Raw genomic sequence first — 16661 nt, forward strand, 5'->3', positions numbered from 1 at the left:
AGCGTTCAATCTGAGCCATGATCAAACTCTTCAATTTAAGATTTTGTTCGGCTCAATGAATACTGAACATTACATAAGTAATGTTTGAATTGACTGTGCTGAATCTTTCGATTCAATGGTCACTTCGTATCATTGAAACCTAAATTGTTTCCGAAGAAACTATTTGGATTATCATCAACGAGTGCCCACACAGATTGATAGGTTCTTATTTTTAAAGAGCTTTTCTAACATTTTCAGCAGCTTAGTTGCTCGTCGTTAGGGGTGCGTATCTTACTTCACACCGTGAGAGAGTCAAGCATTTTTTCAAATTCTTTTTTCTCTCTTCCCGACTCGCTGTGTGACTTTCGTCTCACTCCGTGTCGGTGGATGCGCAGTATAGGGAGTTGAGAAATTAGTACAAGTGTTTTTTGCAAATAAAAAACCAACCGGTCACAAATTAGCCAAAAGTGCGATATTTGCATATTTCTTCGTCACATTTGAGACATATCACAGCAATTGGTTGGAAAAACACCAACCATATACGTAAGATTCATGTGTCTATTCTGTTAATGGGCAATCGATCTCTTTATCACTATGTGTAGTAATTAAAATGACGTCTAAAAAAAATCTGATTTTATGTGTTGGGCTGGCCATCGTTGGGGGAATCATCTTCTCTCAATTCATCATCCCACCAGCCTTGAGCTTCCTCATTGGTGTTATCGCTACTGCTTTTCTTTTTTCATTTTCTAGCAAAACACCTGTTCTTCAATCTTCGGACCCTGATCCTTCAACTAAAACGCTGTATGTCGGCAACCTTCCTTATAAGGCCAATGAGAGTCATGTTCGCGATTTGTTTGCTGAATATGGACAGGTCTACGCGGTACGCTTAATGAAAGATAAGCGTACTGGAAAAAGAAGAGGGTTTGGTTTTGTAGTGATGGCTGCGGCAGATGCCAAGCCAGCTATCGCTAAACTTAATGAAAAGGAATATATGGAGAGAACGCTAAAAGTGAGAATTGCGAACGATCCTAAACATCCGGATGGTGGTAAACCTGAACAGGATTAAAACCTAGCTTCTTTAAACAAATGTTCAGTGCATCTTCCTGCCAAGGAGTTGCACTGGCATAAATCGACTTACTTCCCTCTTCTGTATCCTCAATTTCATCACTTAATAGCAATGCTTTTACTCGACGTGCAATCGCTGCGCCTGAATCAATTAAAGTAACGTCCCCACCCAAAGCTTGATGAATCTCCTCTTTGATTAAAGGGAAGTGAGTACAACCGAGCACCGCAACATCGACTTTATCGCGAAGGGGAAGCAGGATATTTGTCAGTTCGTCGAGAGAAACGCTGTTGCCTCGCAACTTCTCTTCGGCCATATCTACCAAGCGAGTTGATCCCACCAGCTCAACTGGTTTGCCTTGCGCAAAGTCCCGTATTAACTCGTGAGTATATTGGCGTGTTACTGTCGCCGGAGTGGCGATCAGCCCTACCCCTTTTGATGCTAAAAGCGATGCGGGTTTAATCGCAGGGACAACACCAACAACGGGAATCGATAAATTTTCGCGTAAGGAAGGAAGCACTATGGTGCTCGCCGTGTTGCAAGCAATGACGACAATGTCGACTTGGTGTTCTTCGACTAATGAAGAGACCAGTTGGTTAACTCGTGGAATGAGTACAGCCTGATCGAGTTCACCATAAGGGTAAGCCTGATTATCGAATAAGTATAAGTAGTCTAGCTGGGGCAATAGGCGATGTATCTCTTGGAATACAGAAAGGCCACCAACACCGGAGTCAAAAACTAGGACTTTTTTCTTACTTGCTACTCGCACGAGCCTTACCTAAAGAACAGAAACGTTGCGATCATACTGCGTAGATTTGTTTTGGCAATGCTTTAGCATGGTATCTTTGATGGCTGAATCTATCTCCAGATTCTACATCTCGCTTCGTCAACTCGATATGCCCTTGAAAAGACGGCGAAGACGTGACCAATGTGTGAAATTCACCATTTTCCCCACAGGGATCAATTTGACTTGGTAATGACTCTATTAGGGCTTTGTCATACCAGCGACCACACCATTCTGGAGGGAGAACTCTTCCGTCGATGGTGATTAACATAGTTTGAATACCACGCTCTATGATTTCCATCGCTAGTTTTTCGCTGCTCTCCCCTAATAGAGGAAAGACGCATTCCCAGCCAACAGGTTCAATATAGCTGCGTCGGTAATCGGCAATGCCATTACAAAACATATCACCAAATGCGACAGCTTCTATGTTCAGACCACTACTTTGTAATGCATTAACGATGGTCGATTGATAAATGTCGTTACTTGGAAAGATTTCAGGTAGCTCGATAGTAATGAGCGGAAGCGCAAGTAAGTCTGCTTGCATTTGTACGACTTCAAGCGGAGTTGCTTGGAAAGGGACTTCTTTCCCTACGTAAGTCGTGTACAAACCGACAACTTGATAATTTGGATTCTCGTTAAGGCGCTCAAGCGTTAATGTCGAATCTTTACCACTGGACCAACTGATCACCACTCGCTTGGGTTTCTTCATTCGATTTTCCACCACAAAATATTAAAAACCGCCCGAAGGCGGTTTGTGCTCATTCACGATTAGAATTCGTAGCCAACGTTGAGATAGTACGCTCGCTCTGCAGCGGGGTAACCTTTTGCCATCTCATACTCTTCATCAAGTAGATTATCGATACGAGCGCTAATAGAGGTCGACTCATTCGGATAGTAAGTCACTGCCGTATCAATCAACGAGTAAGAAGAAAGCGTAATATCTTGTGAAGGCCAAGTGCTGTAATCCACATCTGGACGCTTACCGACGTACTGATAGCTAACCGACCAATCCACTTTATCGAAGCTCACTAAAGCATTCCACTTATACACTTCTTTAGCGCGACGCTGCAACTGATGCCCTTTATCGTCTTCAGCATCTTTATAATCTGCACTCAACTGGTGCTGCACAATCCCTGTATCAAACTCAGCAACAAGCTCCACACCTTGGATATGTGTTTCACCATCGACATTCAAATATTTGTATGTGGTTGGATGGTAATCGATAAGATTCGTGATTTTATAGTCATAACCCGTGACGGACCAAAAAACGCCTTGGACATCACCGCTGAATGCTAGCTCCCAAGCATCTGACTCTTCCGGCTTCAGATCTTTCTCACCGTATGTTGGGTCATACTGTTGATATAGGTTTGGAGCCTTAAACGCAGTACCAAAAGAGGCTTTAACCCCAAACTCTGGTACAAACTGGTAACCAGCCGCTAAACTGTAAGTGAACTCACTACCGTATTCTTCGTTATCATCAAGGCGAGCACTGCCCTCGAGCATTGCTTTATCAATACTGGTGGTTGCCATACCAAACAGAGCGCCATTGGTACGATCAAACGTTTTATTCGCACTCTTGTCTTTATAAGACTCGTTGCGCCAATCAATACCACCAGCCAACGTCGTATTGTTGTTTAGCAAGTAACTGTTGGTCCACTGGACATTTTGCTGCTCAAGTTCATCTTCAGTACCTGAGTGTTTGCCTTTTGCTTGCTCATAGTTCCAAGACTTCTGTTTCTGTGCCGTTACTTGTAGTTCTGACATCACATTATCAGACTGATACTTACCGCCCAGAGTGACAGAAAGATCGTCTTTTTCTGCTTCGTAGTAACCGCGACTGCCGTAGCTGCTGTCATATTGATAAACATTTTCGTAAGCACGTAGGTTACCAAATGCAGACCACTGGTCATTGAAGTTATGCACGTAACCTAGCAGACCATTCTTTGTATCAAAGCCATGGCGATCACCGTCATTAACTCCCGGTACAGGACGAACGTTATAACCATCATCACTTTCACTACCAAGCGCGATATTTAGCTGGCCGCTCTCTGTGACTTTAATACCAGATGCCACACTCAATTCTTGATAATCTAAACTACCTAAACCCGCACTTAACTTCGTTCCTTCTTCGTCAGCACGCGCAATGGTGATGATATTGATCACGCCACCAATCGCTTCTGAGCCATAAAGTGACGCACGCGCACCACGTACGTACTCAATACGTTGAACGTAAGTAAGTGGGATTTGGTTAAAGTCCACAGCGCCCTTCGCTGCTCGTGCAAAACGTACGCCATCAACCAGTACTAAAACTTGGTCGGAACTGGTTCCACGAACAAATAAAGACGCTAACTGACCACGACCACCATTTTGTGAAACTTGAATCCCCGTAAGGCGACGCAATACATCTGGTAGGGTTTTCGCTTGAATGCGATCGATGTCTTGTCGAGTAACTACTTCGACATCTGCCAACGTACGGCTTTCGGCTTGCTCAAAACGGTTTGCCGTAACAACGATGGTTTCGTCAGTGGAGGTTTCCTGGGCCTGTAGATAAGAGACAGGTGAAAGCAGCGATGCCAAAGTGATCGCCAGTGCGGATTTTCTCATTGTATTGTCCTAAATCGCGTAATTCCTTCCGAGCCCTGTCGTCATGACAGTCCAGTGCTGTGGCTCAGTTGTTGGCAGGTATTCGGACTCAAGAGCACGGGTGTACCGCCTACTTGCTCGACTTCCCACATAAACTAATGCAGTGTCTGATGAGCGTTCGTTCTCTTTTACCGCTGCGCGTCAGTTCTGGATTTACACCAGATTCCCATTTCAGCCATCTAGATTGCTAGATAGCACCAACTTGAGGCAAATATTATTCAGCTATTGATTATTTGTCCAGCCAATATTGCCCTTAGAAGTTGTAACGTTTTGATTGATTTTGCTTTCTACTCTGCCTGTACGCACTATCTTTAAATCAATTCCAGTACAAAACTGGACATCCTATTGAGATTGAATAAAATCTGCGCTCTTAAATTGAATGCACCATAAAAGGTAAGATCATGGCTACTCTTGATGTAAACCCACAACGCTACCAAGAACAACTGGCTGAAAAAGTCGAACGTCTCACGGATATGTTCGCGCCATACAACATGCCAGAACTGGAAGTGTTTGAATCACCAGAGCAGCACTACCGCATGCGTGCTGAGTTCCGTGTTTGGCATGAAGGCGAAGATCTTTACTACATTATGTTCAACCAAGAAACTCGTGAGAAGTACCGTGTTGACCAATTCCCTGCAGCAAGCCGTCTGATCAACGACCTGATGCCGCTATTGGTTGAAGCGATGAAAGACAACGACTCACTACGTCGTAAACTGTTCCAGGTGGATTTCCTGTCGACGCTAAGCGGTGAGATTCTGGTTTCACTCCTTTACCATCGCCAACTTGATGAAGAGTGGATTGAAAACGCGAAAGCCCTTAAACAGCGTTTAAATGATGAAGGCTTTAACCTAAACATCATTGGTCGCGCTCGTAAGATGAAGATTGTCCTAGACCGAGACTACGTTATCGAGAAGCTCGATGTAAATGGTCAAAGCTACATCTACCAACAAGTAGAGAACAGCTTCACTCAGCCGAACGGCAAAGTCGCAGAGAAGATGCTGGAATGGGCGGTCGACTGTACCCAAGAAAGCACTGGCGACCTACTAGAGCTTTACTGTGGTAACGGTAACTTCTCGCTGGCGTTGGCACAGAATTTCGACCGCGTACTGGCAACTGAGCTAGCGAAGCCATCTGTGGTATCTGCACAGTACAACATCGCCGCCAATAAGATTGATAACGTACAAATCTTACGTCTATCGGCAGAGGAATTTACTCAAGCGATCGAAGGTAAGCGTGAATTCCGTCGTCTACAAGATGCAGGTGTGGATCTGAAGAGCTACAACTGCAACACGATTTTTGTCGATCCACCACGTGCTGGGATGGATGTCGATACTTGTAAAATGGTGCAAGGTTACGAGCGCATCATGTACATCTCTTGTAACCCTGAGACTCTAAAAGAGAACTTGGACATTCTATGCGAAACACACAACGTGACGCGTTTTGCTCTGTTTGACCAATTCCCTTATACCCACCACATGGAAGCTGGCGTGCTATTGGAACGTAAAGCTTAGTCCACCAGCTTCAGACAAAAAAAAGCGAGCTCAATGGCTCGCTTTTTTTAATTTGATTCGTTTGCTTATTCCGCAGAAGTCTTCTTGCTGACAAAACCTAGCTTCTTACCAATCCATGCGAGTAAGATCATTGAAACCATGATCGCGAAGAAGTTTGAGCCTGCTTCTGGGTATTGCGCTTTAATAAACGCAGAGTGACCAAACGCACCTACGAAGAAACACGCCAAGCCAACTAATGGGATATCTTCTGATACCGGATTATTTAGGTACTCTTGGTAAAGAGCTTGTACAGCCAGTACGAGTGCAATCAATGGGAAGATTGAAAAAGACACTTCACTCATGGTCAACCATGACAACAAAGCATCACCACACATACCTGCAACCAGTGCCAAAATCAGCGTTTTCTTTTCAGATTTATTTCCATTCGACATTATTCTATCCCGCCTTTTAATCGGTTACGTTCACGTTCTTTGCGATACCAATAGGCCCCTTTGGCTATCATTCGCAATTGCATGATCAATCGCTCGGCGAGTTCATCGCGCTCACGTCGATCTAAATCTAAAGCTTCAGCCCCCGAACTGAAAACCAAAGTCACAGACGCTTCTGCTTGAGTATACGCCTCTTCTCTGGTCACGCCGGTGCTCATTAAATACTCGGTTAATTCTGCCGCAAAATGCTGGATTTCTCGAGCAACAGCGGTACGAAATTCAGCAGAAGTGCCGGAGCGCTCACGCAACAACAAACGAAAAACGTTCGGACTACTTTCAATGAATTCCATAAAGGTTTCGACCGAGGTACGAATTACGCTACCTTCTTTCACAATACGTTGACGCGCCTGACGCATCAGTTGGCGTAGTAGCAAACCGCCTTCATCAACCATGGTTAAGCCTAGCTCATCCATATCTTTGAAGTGACGGTAAAAAGAAGTCGGTGCAATCCCTGCCTCTCGGGCGACTTCTCGCAAGCTAAGGCTGGAAAAGCTGCGATCCGCACTTAATTGACTAAATGCCGCATCGATCAATGATCGACGTGTCTTCTCTTTTTGCTGTGCGCGGATTCCCATCGATTTCATTCTTAACTTGCTCTTTTTCTGTAGGGTACAAGAGCCTCAATATAACGCAATTTGCTCCTACGGAGAAAGATATGTTGCTTCGCTCGCTCTGAGCGCCGAGAACGTTACTATTGGCATGCATCTAATTGCAATGTTCTCGATGCAATTTATAGACATACAACATACCAAATCATCCTTTTGGTCGATTCTGCGTGATCACTTCCACTCTCTAACAGGCATGACGTGTACCAATAGAGTAAATGAGTTAAAATCGCGCTAAAGCAATGTTAAGCAAATATAACAAGGAAGGCATCATGGCGCATGTTAATCACTATGACGTGATCGTAATCGGTAGTGGCCCTGGCGGAGAAGGGGCTGCAATGGGATTAACCAAAGCGGGACTGAATGTTGCCATTGTCGAGAAAGAAAGCAGTGTCGGCGGCGGTTGTACTCACTGGGGTACTATTCCATCAAAAGCACTGCGTCATGCCGTTAGCCGCATCATCGAATTTAATAGCAACCCGCTATTTTGTCGAAACAACACCAGCGTTCATGCAACATTTTCTGACATTTTAGGTCATGCTAAATCGGTCATTGATAAGCAAACTCGACTTCGTCAGGGCTTTTATGACCGTAACTCATGCACACTTTTGTTCGGAACCGCGCGATTTATCGATAACTACTCAATTGCAGTGATGCAAAGCGACGGTACAGAAGAAATCTATTCTGCGGATAAGTTTGTCATCGCGACGGGTTCTCGCCCGTATCAGCCTAACGACGTAGATTTCTTGCATGAGCGCATCTACGACAGTGATTCCATTTTGAGCCTGAAACACGACCCTCGCCATATCATCATTTACGGTGCGGGCGTTATCGGTTGTGAGTACGCCTCTATCTTCCGCGGCCTTGGAGTGAAAACCGACCTTATCAATACCCGCGACCGCTTGTTGGAGTTTTTGGATAACGAAGTGTCAGATGCGCTGTCTTACCACTTCTGGAACAGCGGTGTGGTAATTCGTAATGATGAGACCTATGAAAAAATCGAAGGCACAGAAGATGGCGTGATTATTCACCTACAATCTGGCAAGAAGATGAAGGCAGACTGCTTGTTGTATGCGAATGGTCGAACAGGTAACACCGATAAGTTGAATTTGGGTGCAGTGGGTCTGGAAGCGGACTCTCGCGGACAACTAAAAGTAAACCGTAACTACCAAACCGATATCGAACACATTTACGCTGTAGGCGATGTCATCGGTTACCCTAGCCTTGCAAGCGCCGCTTATGACCAAGGGCGATTTGTCGCACAAGCCATTACGAAAGGTCAGGCAGAAAACTACCTGATTGATGATATTCCAACGGGTATCTACACCATCCCAGAGATTAGCTCTGTGGGTAAAACCGAGCAAGAGCTAACAGCTGCGAAAGTACCGTATGAAGTAGGACGCTCTTCGTTCAAGCATCTAGCTCGTGCACAGATCGCAGGGAAAGACATCGGTAGCTTGAAGATATTGTTCCATCGTGAAACCAAAGAAATTTTAGGGATTCACTGTTTTGGCGAACGTGCCGCGGAAATTATCCACATCGGTCAAGCCATTATGGAGCAAAAAGGCTCAGCGAATACCATCGAGTATTTCGTCAATACCACCTTCAACTATCCAACAATGGCCGAAGCGTATCGTGTCGCTGCGTTGAATGGTTTGAACCGCTTGTTCTAATCTATGCTTCTTGATAGCAGACAGAAAAACAGCAGGCTTGGACCTGCTGTTTTTATATCAACATTGTGCTAGGAAGGTATCCTTGTGCCATTGGTAGAGAAAGATAACCCCTAAACCAATACCCCGCATCAACATAAAGCTCGTCATTGCAAACCACAGCGCGTGATTTTCCCACTCGGCGAATAAGTAAAAGACAACGAAGAAACTGCTGGTCGCGACAAACATACTATTGCGCATGTCTTTGCCTTTGGTTGCACCGACAAAAATGCCATCCAATAGAAAGCACCACATCGACGCAAGTGGCATCACCACCAGCCAAGGTAGATACACCGCTGCTTGCTGTTGTACCACCTCAATTGAAGTGATCATGGCGATCAACTGCGATCCCGCCAAACCAAAGAGCGCGGTCAGTCCTAAGCAAATAACCAAACTCCAAAAGAAAGTGCCGACAAGCGATGCACTCAATTGTTGCCTATCTTTGGCACCAATCGCCTTCCCGACCATGGCCTCCATTGCGTAAGCAAAGCCATCCATGCCATACGAGATAATCATCAGGAAGCTCATCAGAACCGCATTTGCAGCGACAACCTCATCACCAAAGCTCGCACCTTGGAACGTCATAAAGCTAAAAGCCGCTTGCAGACACAAAGAGCGCAAGAAAATATCTCGATTCAATTTCACGAAGCGCCCTAAACCGTGTTGAGTGCTGGCTAGCAACTTTTGAGGTGATGGTAATTGCCTCTCTCGCCAGGTTTTCCAGACACACATGAGACCAAAACCCATACCTGAGTAGTCAGCAATCACCGATGCCAGCGCAGCGCCTTCTACTTTCCACTCCAAACCGATAACAAACAACAAATCGAGGACAATATTAGTCACGTTAGTGATGATCACCATCCACATTGGTGCTTTGGAATTTTGCGTTCCGAGCAGCCACCCCAACAACACAAAGTTCATTAGCGCAGCGGGGGCACTCCACACACGGATAGAGAAATATTGCATGCCGTAGTGTTTTACCTCTGCGCTGGCGTCACTCCAGCCAAAGATCAAATCAGCAATCGGGTTATGGGCAATAAGGAAGACTAACGCAAACAGCAGCGCCATAAGTGAGCCTTGCATAAACACCAAGGCAAGTTGCTTTCGGTCTTCACCGCCATAGGACTGCGCAGCCAACCCAGTAGTCGACATACGCAAAAAACCAAGCAGCCAAAACGTCACGCTGATCATGGTGCTGCCCAACGCAACACCGCCCAAATACCAAGCGTGGTCTAGATGACCAATCACCGCAGCATCGACCAAACCGAGCAATGGAACAGTAATATTCGACAGCACCATAGGTATCGCTAAAGCTAAGACTTGGCGATGAACTTTTGGGTTAGATAAAGGAGAGAAGATTGAATTTGTCACAGGCACCTCATCAGTAAGATCGACGAGTGTACCTGAGCGCTTAACGACTAGCCAATTACCACTTGATGTGAACGAGGACTGGCGTGAGGCGATGCTTCAACATTGGAATCTTATTAAGCCAACGCTGCCAAGCTTTCCAACGAGAACAGAATCTATCGAATGGCGAGAAAGCTTTCACCCACTGTGCCCATGGTAACCATTGCAATATCTGTGCTGCAGGCGCTTCAAAGCCATGAGCATAACGATCAGAGCCAAGCTTTTGTCCCCACTTGGTTTCCGTTAAATCTCCTGCCAGCACCATACATAGCTCAGCAGAAACAAAATGTCGACCCAAGGTTTGAATAAATTTCGCGACTTGACGCTCTGTGCAATCGAGCAGTGCCATTTCACATAAAATGAGCACCGGTGCTTGCTCTGGAATGGCTAACGTCTCTAGCCACGACATTTCATCCACACTGCCACAGCGATGTTCATAGCGTTCATTTTTGTGGAACAAGCGCTGACGCCATACCAAATTTTCCGTCACATCCAGCTCTATCCAATGGCAGCGTCCATTATCCAAACGATAAAAGCGGGTATCCAACCCCGCTCCGACATTGATTATCCAAGCATCGGGATACTGCTGTAAGAAGTGACTAACCTGCTGGTCACAAAGCTGAGTCAGCGTCACGTGCAGCAATTGCTTCTGCGCAATATCACCACTCAAACAATCCGGCGCCATCTTACAGCTCAAACACGCTTTAGCAGCTATCGGATCGTACACCAAGCCATTGTCGACCATGCTTTCACGGCTACGCAATAACAGTGGCTTCAATAGATGGTTAGGAACTTGATGTTTAGACTGAGACATGGGCATTTCCTGCGCCAGAGAGAAAACATAGACATTAATAAAGATGATAATGAATATCAATTACATTATCAAGCTTATAAATTGGTCAAAACAAACAAGGTCAAGATGATGAGCAAGCTTTTGGAGGAAGTAGAAAAAGAGAAAAGAAGAGAAAAGACAAAACAGCCCAGGTCAACTGGGCTGCTTAAATACACTTACATCCAATCGGTATTACGAATAATACCAACGGCTAAGCCTTCAATCGTAAGGTGCTGAGACGTTAAGTCCACTTGGATTGGGGCAAACTCTTCATTCTCAGCATGCAGTAATATGGTTGAGCCTTTGCGCTCCAAACGCTTCACAGTCACATCATCATCAACACGCGCAACGACAACTTGACCGTCTCTCACGTCTTGGGTTTTATGCACCGCGAGCAAATCGCCATCCATAATCCCGATGTCTTTCATACTCTCGCCATTTACACGAAGTAAGAAATCCGCTTGCGGTTTGAACATCGCAGGATCGACTTGGTAGTGCGCCTCTACGTGCTCTTGAGCCAGAATTGGCTCACCCGCTGCAACTTGACCAATCAATGGCAAACCCTGCTCATCATTGGCTGCGTCTTCAAGCAGGATACGAATCCCACGAGAAGCGCCTGGAATAATTTCAATTGCTTGCTTACGAGCAAGCGCTTTTAGGTGTTCCTCTGCGGCATTCGCAGAGCGGAAGCCAAGCTCACGCGCAATCTCTGCACGAGTTGGTGGCATTCCGGTGTCATCGATTTTACTTTTAATCAAATCGAAGACTTGTTGTTGGCGTGGCGTTAACGGCTTCATGTCTCACCTGTCTTTTTATACAGTTAACTGTGAGTATATCCAGTAAATGCTCAAATGAAAACCCAATTGGTTGTTTTTTAATTTATTTGTGGAGAGCTTTCAGCTTACCGATTAAGTTCATTCTTTATTCGTTTAAAACACCGACTTTTCAGTTAATCAAGTCAAAGCAATAACTTAGGGGTTCGACTAATTTACAGCCAATAAAATTAAAAGGTTTGACCAGTTTCTGGTATCCTTGCAGCGCTTAAATTTTATCGCCTAGGCTTATTTCTATTGCCGTACTCATCTCTTTTTATAGAGAAGACATGCAAAGCGGAAACTGAAATAAGGTTAGGCCTGTTTGAATACCTATTGAGGCTGTGAACTTTATGTCTTCTGGACAATCATTTTCACGTTCATTACTAAAACTACCTTTATCGGTACTGGTAAAGGGCACCACAATCCCGTCGAACCCGATTGAAGATCTGAACATCGACCTAACTAAACCGATTGTATATGCCCTGCCGTTCCGCTCGAACGTGGATTTGCTGACACTGCAAAAACAAGCCATGAGCCTTGGTCTACCCGACCCGCTCAGCCCGCTGGAAATCAATGGCAAAACGCTGAACCGTTTCGTCTTTATCGCTGCGCGTCCAACTGTGATGAACAACGATAATGATGTCCCAACCGATTCTGTTTCTCTGTTCACTGACTTACTGGAACTGCACAAGCTGGATAGTGAGTTGGATGTTCAAATGATCCCTGCAACCGTGCTTTGGGGTCGTAAGCCAGGTAAAGAAGAGAACCAAAAGCCTTACCTTCAACCGATGAATGGTCCGCAAAAAGCCAAAGCAGTAATGGCGGCGGGACGCGACTGCTTAGTTCGCTTTAGTCCCGTGGTATCTCTGCGTTATATGGCAGACTCTCACGGTACCGACAGCGCAATTGCGCACAAACTGGCTCGCGTGGCGCGTATCCACTTCTCACGCCAGAAACTGGCTGCTTCAGGCCCAAACCTGCCACAACGACAAGTGTTGTTTGCTCGTTTACTAAAATCTCCAGCTATTGAACTGGCGATTGCTGACGAAGCCAAGAGCAAAAACATCTCGATTGATAAGGCACGTAAAGAAGCCCACGACATCATGGATGAAATCGCTGCCGACTTCTCCTATAGTCTGGTGAAAAACGGCGACCGCATCCTGAGTTGGTTATGGACAAAACTATACCAAGGTTTGCACATCAATAACGCCTCGACTGTGCGTCGTTTAGCGCAAGACGGCCACGAAATTGTGTACGTTCCTTGTCACCGTAGTCACATGGACTACCTGCTTTTGTCTTATGTTTTATACCATGAAGGCATGGTACCTCCGCACATTGCGGCAGGCATTAACTTGAACTTCTTCCCGGCCGGTCCTCTTTTCCGTCGTGGTGGGGCGTTCTTTATTCGTCGTAGTTTTAAAGGCAACAAACTGTACTCAACCATTTTCCGTGAGTATCTAGCTGAGCTGTTTGCCAAAGGCTATTCAGTCGAGTACTTCAGTGAGGGTGGTCGTTCACGTACAGGTCGCTTACTGCAAGCGAAAACGGGTATGCTGGCTATGACCATCCAAGCAATGCTACGTGGTCTAAACCGCCCAGTAACACTAGTGCCGGTCTACATCGGTTACGAGCACGTAATGGAAGTGGGCACTTACGCGAAAGAGCTGCGTGGCAAACGCAAAGAGAAAGAAAACGCAGGGCTTGTACTGCGTACTCTGCGTAAACTGCGTAACTTTGGTTTGGGCTATGTGAACTTCGGTGAGCCAATTCAGCTCAACCAATACTTGAACGAGCATGCTCCTGAGTGGACGAAAGACATCGACAGCATGGGTGGTAACAAACCACAATGGATGAATCCTGTGGTCAACGACCTTGCTAATAAGATGATGACGCACATCAATGATGCGGCGGCAGCAAACGCGTTGACCTTGTGTGCAACCGCACTGCTTGCTTCTCGTCAACGTGCACTTTCTCGTGACTCGCTGATCAATCAGATCGAGTGTTACTTAAAGCTACTCAAAAATAATCCGTACTCAAGCACCTCCACTATCCCTACCGAAAGTGCTGAGGAGTTGGTTGATCATGCAATTTCGCTTGATAAGTTCGTGATTGAAACCGATAGCATGGGTGACATCATTTCGCTGGACCGTAGCCAATCGATCCTGATGACTTACTATCGCAACAACATCATTCACTTGTTCGCTCTGCCGTCATTAATTGCCCAAATGCTCATTCGTCAGCGCAACCTTTCGGTAGCCAAGATTCAAGCTAATGTCGCGCAAATCTACCCATTCTTGAAGAAAGAGCTGTTCTTAAGTTACCAAGAAGACGAGTTGGATGAATTGGTCGTTAAAACACTGCATGAATTTGCCGATCAGAAAATGATTAGTCTTGATGGTGATAAGCTGGAAATCAATCAATCGAACAACCAGCCTTTGGTTCTGCTAGGTCGTACGATAACTGAAACGCTGCAACGCTACTCTATCGCGATGAACTTGCTTGTTGCTTACCCTGAGCTGGGTAAATCGGACCTAGAGCAGAAGAGCCAAGATATTGCTCAGCGCCTAGGGCGTTTGCACGGTATTAATGCGCCAGAATTCTTCGATAAAGGTGTGTTTACCGCCATGTTCAATACGCTCAAACAGCAAAAATACCTCGATAACGATGGTAACTGTGACACGAAGAAAACGCAGCAATTTGCACGACTACTGTTCACTCTGCTTTATCCAGAAGTGAAACTGACGATCGAAGAGAGTATTCACCAACTTCGGTCGTAACCGTTTTACCTTCTTCCAATAAGAAAAAAGGCATCCAATCGGATGCCTTTTTCTATTTCTTCGCTTACCAAAATGCGACCAGTAACCCTATCGCTATCACCATGCCAACATAATTGTTGTTAAGGAAAGCCTTAAAGCACAACTCACGCTCACGGTGACGAATTAAGTGCTGCTGATAAACAAACAACGACGCTGCAATCAAAAGGGTCCAGTAGTAACTTTGTCCCAATTGGTAGAACTGCCCTAACCAAACCAACATCGCGAGTGTAATCAGTTGCAACACGCCAATAATAAGCTTGTCATGACGACCAAACAGAATTGCCGTCGATTTAATGCCAATCTTTAGATCATCATCTCGGTCTACCATCGCATATTGAGTGTCGTACGCAATGGTCCACAAAGCGTTAATGAGGAACAAAAACCAAACAATCAATGGTAATTCCCCAGTTTGTGCAGCCCACGCCATTGGAATCGCCCAGCTAAAAGCCAAGCCTAAAAATAGCTGTGGAATATGAGTGTAACGCTTCATAAATGGATAGATGAACGCCAACACAATGCCAGCGAAGGATAGCTGAATCGTCAGCGGGTTCATGGTCAGCACTAACAAAAACGAGCTGATACCCAAAACCAAAAATAATCCAATCGCTTCTTTTGCTGTCACTTTCCCTGATGGCAGTGGACGTTGCTTAGTACGCTTTACATGGCCGTCGACTTTGCGATCTGCAAAATCATTAATCACGCACCCCGCACTACGCATTAGGAATACCCCCAATACAAACACGATGAATACATCCCAACTTGGCATCCCTTGGGCTGAGATAATTAGCGCCCAAATCGTTGGCCACATCAGTAACAGTGAACCAATCGGGCGATCCATGCGCATCAGTTGCCAATATGCTTTGGCTTTTTCTGCGGACATTTACACTGTCTCCTTAGCGTAAACTGGTGAATTAGATAAGAATAACTCGGCGACTAGCATCGGTTTGTGATTCATCCACAACCTTGAGCGTCGCGCTAACAAACGTCCTTCTGGTACGGCTACCCATCCCATTTGCAAAGAGTCCCGCTCAACGTTATCTGCGCTGAACACAGTTAGTCCTAATGGGATATCCCCTTGTTGAGCCAAATCATACTGCTGATCAACTAAGGTTGAGCGAGGAATCAATGTCCGCCCAATAACCCAGTTATTATTGTCACCGCACAAAATTACCTCTCTCAGTAAGCAATCTTGTTCGGACAATAACTGGCTTTCGTCCTGTTTTAATGTCGCTGCAGTGACGATCTGATTTTGTAGCAATTCTACCGTTAACGCTTGGCAGTGCTGTTTTAAACGACGTGACAAAGACCCTTGCTCTTCAAGCCAGTGCTTGGCAAATTCATTTGGAAATTCGAATTCTTCGGGGTTTTGCCACTCTACTTCCAATAAAGAAGCAAGATAGAGTGATGTTGGCTGATTCATACTAGTATTCAATTGGAGGCTTTATGCGTACAATAAAGCAACAACTTACCGTCCATAGTAATGTATGTAACCGTAAGTTCCGTTATTTGTTATAGACGGCCCATTGTATCAAGACTGAAGCGATTCGAATATCGCGATCCAGAGAAAGAAAAGTTAGAAATATGTACAAACGTTATATAGCCCAAATTATTTTTGCGTTAACCATACTATTCGCCGCACCAAGTTGGGCTGAAACGGAAGAATCTGGACCTAAGTTGGCATACTTTACCCTAGAGCCTGACCTCACTACTAACTTTTACACCAAAGGCAAAAAGTTAGGTTATGTGCAAGTGCGCATCGACATCATGGTAATGAGTCAACAAGATTTATCAGTTGTTGAGCATCACCAACCTTTGATTCGCGATGCAGTGATTGAATTATTGGGTAAGCAAACAGAAGATACGATTAAGTCCCTGTCTGGCCGAGAAGATCTGCGCAAAACCTTAGTGACGACCCTCAACGAAACGCTTTTGCCTGAAACAGGTAAAACCATCATTGCCGATTTGTTGTTTACAAAATACCTTTATCAATAAACCCAAATCCGTTTTGA

Annotated in this window: 15 protein-coding genes and 1 riboswitch; of the genes, 5 read left to right on the plus strand and 10 right to left on the minus strand. The window is 45.3% G+C overall.

Translation table 11 applies throughout. From position 1 onward, the window contains the following. Positions 1-589: 589 nt before the first annotated feature. Positions 590-1045, plus strand: a complete 456-nt coding sequence (locus R8N46_RS21635; protein ID WP_017636066.1) for an RNA-binding protein — start codon at positions 590-592, stop codon at positions 1043-1045. Here R8N46_RS21635 and murI read toward each other — a convergent pair. The 3 genes from murI to btuB are packed head-to-tail and all read right to left on the minus strand — an operon-like array spanning position 1008 to position 4430. Beyond that, on the minus strand, positions 1008-1811 hold the full coding sequence (gene murI / locus R8N46_RS21640; RefSeq protein ID WP_115386358.1) for a glutamate racemase: 804 nt from the start codon (positions 1809-1811) through the stop codon (positions 1008-1010). The genes R8N46_RS21635 and murI overlap by 38 nt on opposite strands. 31 nt (positions 1812-1842) lie before the next feature. Further along, positions 1843-2535: an ATPase gene (locus R8N46_RS21645; RefSeq protein ID WP_005378675.1), complete on the minus strand. Its 693-nt coding sequence runs from the start codon at positions 2533-2535 to the stop codon at positions 1843-1845. Positions 2536-2594: 59 nt separating this feature from the next. After that, positions 2595-4430 carry a TonB-dependent vitamin B12 receptor gene (btuB, locus tag R8N46_RS21650; protein ID WP_115386359.1) on the minus strand — a complete coding sequence of 612 codons (1836 nt, stop codon included), beginning with the start codon at positions 4428-4430 and terminating at the stop codon, positions 2595-2597. Between the two features lie 55 nt (positions 4431-4485). Further along, positions 4486-4686: riboswitch (cobalamin riboswitch) on the minus strand. Between the two features lie 184 nt (positions 4687-4870). On the opposite strand from btuB, the gene trmA reads away from it, so the two are divergent. Then, positions 4871-5980 (plus strand): tRNA (uridine(54)-C5)-methyltransferase TrmA, encoded by a 1110-nt coding sequence (trmA, locus tag R8N46_RS21655; RefSeq protein WP_033907263.1) that lies wholly within the window; start codon positions 4871-4873, stop codon positions 5978-5980. Between the two features lie 65 nt (positions 5981-6045). Here trmA and R8N46_RS21660 read toward each other — a convergent pair whose 3' ends face one another. Both R8N46_RS21660 and fabR read right to left on the minus strand, forming a co-directional pair. Beyond that, positions 6046-6411: a YijD family membrane protein gene (locus tag R8N46_RS21660; RefSeq protein WP_005378634.1), complete on the minus strand. Its 366-nt coding sequence runs from the start codon at positions 6409-6411 to the stop codon at positions 6046-6048. After that, complete coding sequence (fabR, locus tag R8N46_RS21665) at positions 6411-7052, minus strand: HTH-type transcriptional repressor FabR (RefSeq protein WP_005378632.1); 642 nt, start codon at positions 7050-7052, stop codon at positions 6411-6413. Before fabR ends, R8N46_RS21660 begins: the two co-directional genes overlap by 1 nt. Positions 7053-7315: 263 nt before the next feature. Between fabR and sthA the strand changes: the two genes are divergently transcribed. Further along, positions 7316-8746, plus strand: a complete 1431-nt coding sequence (sthA, locus tag R8N46_RS21670; RefSeq protein ID WP_005389689.1) for a Si-specific NAD(P)(+) transhydrogenase — start codon at positions 7316-7318, stop codon at positions 8744-8746. Positions 8747-8803: 57 nt separating this feature from the next. Here sthA and dinF read toward each other — a convergent pair whose 3' ends face one another. The 3 genes from dinF to lexA form a co-directional block, all read right to left on the minus strand. Then, positions 8804-10153 (minus strand): MATE family efflux transporter DinF, encoded by a 1350-nt coding sequence (dinF, locus tag R8N46_RS21675; protein WP_213972551.1) that lies wholly within the window; start codon positions 10151-10153, stop codon positions 8804-8806. A 55-nt stretch (positions 10154-10208) separates the two neighbouring features. Continuing rightward, positions 10209-11003, minus strand: a complete 795-nt coding sequence (locus tag R8N46_RS21680; RefSeq protein WP_005378679.1) for a class I SAM-dependent methyltransferase — start codon at positions 11001-11003, stop codon at positions 10209-10211. Between the two features lie 194 nt (positions 11004-11197). After that, the gene (gene lexA / locus R8N46_RS21685; RefSeq protein WP_005378682.1) at positions 11198-11818 is read right to left on the minus strand and encodes a transcriptional repressor LexA; all 621 of its coding nucleotides are present in this window, start codon (positions 11816-11818) and stop codon (positions 11198-11200) included. A gap of 368 nt (positions 11819-12186) precedes the next feature. Between lexA and plsB the strand changes: the two genes are divergently transcribed. Continuing rightward, entirely contained in the window at positions 12187-14613 is a 2427-nt protein-coding gene (plsB, locus tag R8N46_RS21690; protein ID WP_053307422.1) for a glycerol-3-phosphate 1-O-acyltransferase PlsB, read from the plus strand. A gap of 64 nt (positions 14614-14677) precedes the next feature. On the opposite strand, the gene ubiA is transcribed toward plsB, so the two are convergent. Together ubiA and R8N46_RS21700 are read right to left on the minus strand one after the other, a co-directional pair. Beyond that, complete coding sequence (gene ubiA, locus R8N46_RS21695) at positions 14678-15532, minus strand: 4-hydroxybenzoate octaprenyltransferase (protein ID WP_005378684.1); 855 nt, start codon at positions 15530-15532, stop codon at positions 14678-14680. After that, positions 15533-16072 (minus strand): chorismate lyase, encoded by a 540-nt coding sequence (locus R8N46_RS21700; RefSeq protein ID WP_005378686.1) that lies wholly within the window; start codon positions 16070-16072, stop codon positions 15533-15535. 161 nt (positions 16073-16233) lie between these two features. On the opposite strand from R8N46_RS21700, the gene R8N46_RS21705 reads away from it, so the two are divergent. Further along, positions 16234-16644: a flagellar basal body-associated protein FliL gene (locus tag R8N46_RS21705; RefSeq protein ID WP_115386361.1), complete on the plus strand. Its 411-nt coding sequence runs from the start codon at positions 16234-16236 to the stop codon at positions 16642-16644. Positions 16645-16661 lie beyond the last annotated feature (17 nt).

The sequence above is a fragment of the Vibrio sp. 1874 genome (assembly GCF_033344395.1).
Lineage (GTDB): Bacteria > Pseudomonadota > Gammaproteobacteria > Enterobacterales > Vibrionaceae > Vibrio > Vibrio alginolyticus.

Excerpts from the sequence above, each read along its gene's own strand:
- R8N46_RS21635 (WP_017636066.1), top strand. The coding sequence starts at position 590 with ATGACGTCTAAAAAAAATCTGATTTTATGTGTTGGGCTGGCCATCGTT.
- R8N46_RS21645 (WP_005378675.1), bottom strand. The coding sequence starts at position 2,535 with ATGAAGAAACCCAAGCGAGTGGTGATCAGTTGGTCCAGTGGTAAAGAT.
- R8N46_RS21660 (WP_005378634.1), bottom strand. The coding sequence starts at position 6,411 with ATGTCGAATGGAAATAAATCTGAAAAGAAAACGCTGATTTTGGCACTG.
- lexA (WP_005378682.1), bottom strand. The coding sequence starts at position 11,818 with ATGAAGCCGTTAACGCCACGCCAACAACAAGTCTTCGATTTGATTAAA.
- R8N46_RS21705 (WP_115386361.1), top strand. The coding sequence starts at position 16,234 with ATGTACAAACGTTATATAGCCCAAATTATTTTTGCGTTAACCATACTA.
- R8N46_RS21700 (WP_005378686.1), bottom strand. The coding sequence starts at position 16,072 with ATGAATCAGCCAACATCACTCTATCTTGCTTCTTTATTGGAAGTAGAG.
- trmA (WP_033907263.1), top strand. The coding sequence starts at position 4,871 with ATGGCTACTCTTGATGTAAACCCACAACGCTACCAAGAACAACTGGCT.
- plsB (WP_053307422.1), top strand. The coding sequence starts at position 12,187 with ATGTCTTCTGGACAATCATTTTCACGTTCATTACTAAAACTACCTTTA.
- sthA (WP_005389689.1), top strand. The coding sequence starts at position 7,316 with ATGTTAAGCAAATATAACAAGGAAGGCATCATGGCGCATGTTAATCAC.
- R8N46_RS21680 (WP_005378679.1), bottom strand. The coding sequence starts at position 11,003 with ATGTCTCAGTCTAAACATCAAGTTCCTAACCATCTATTGAAGCCACTG.
- fabR (WP_005378632.1), bottom strand. The coding sequence starts at position 7,052 with ATGAAATCGATGGGAATCCGCGCACAGCAAAAAGAGAAGACACGTCGA.
- btuB (WP_115386359.1), bottom strand. The coding sequence starts at position 4,430 with ATGAGAAAATCCGCACTGGCGATCACTTTGGCATCGCTGCTTTCACCT.
- ubiA (WP_005378684.1), bottom strand. The coding sequence starts at position 15,532 with ATGTCCGCAGAAAAAGCCAAAGCATATTGGCAACTGATGCGCATGGAT.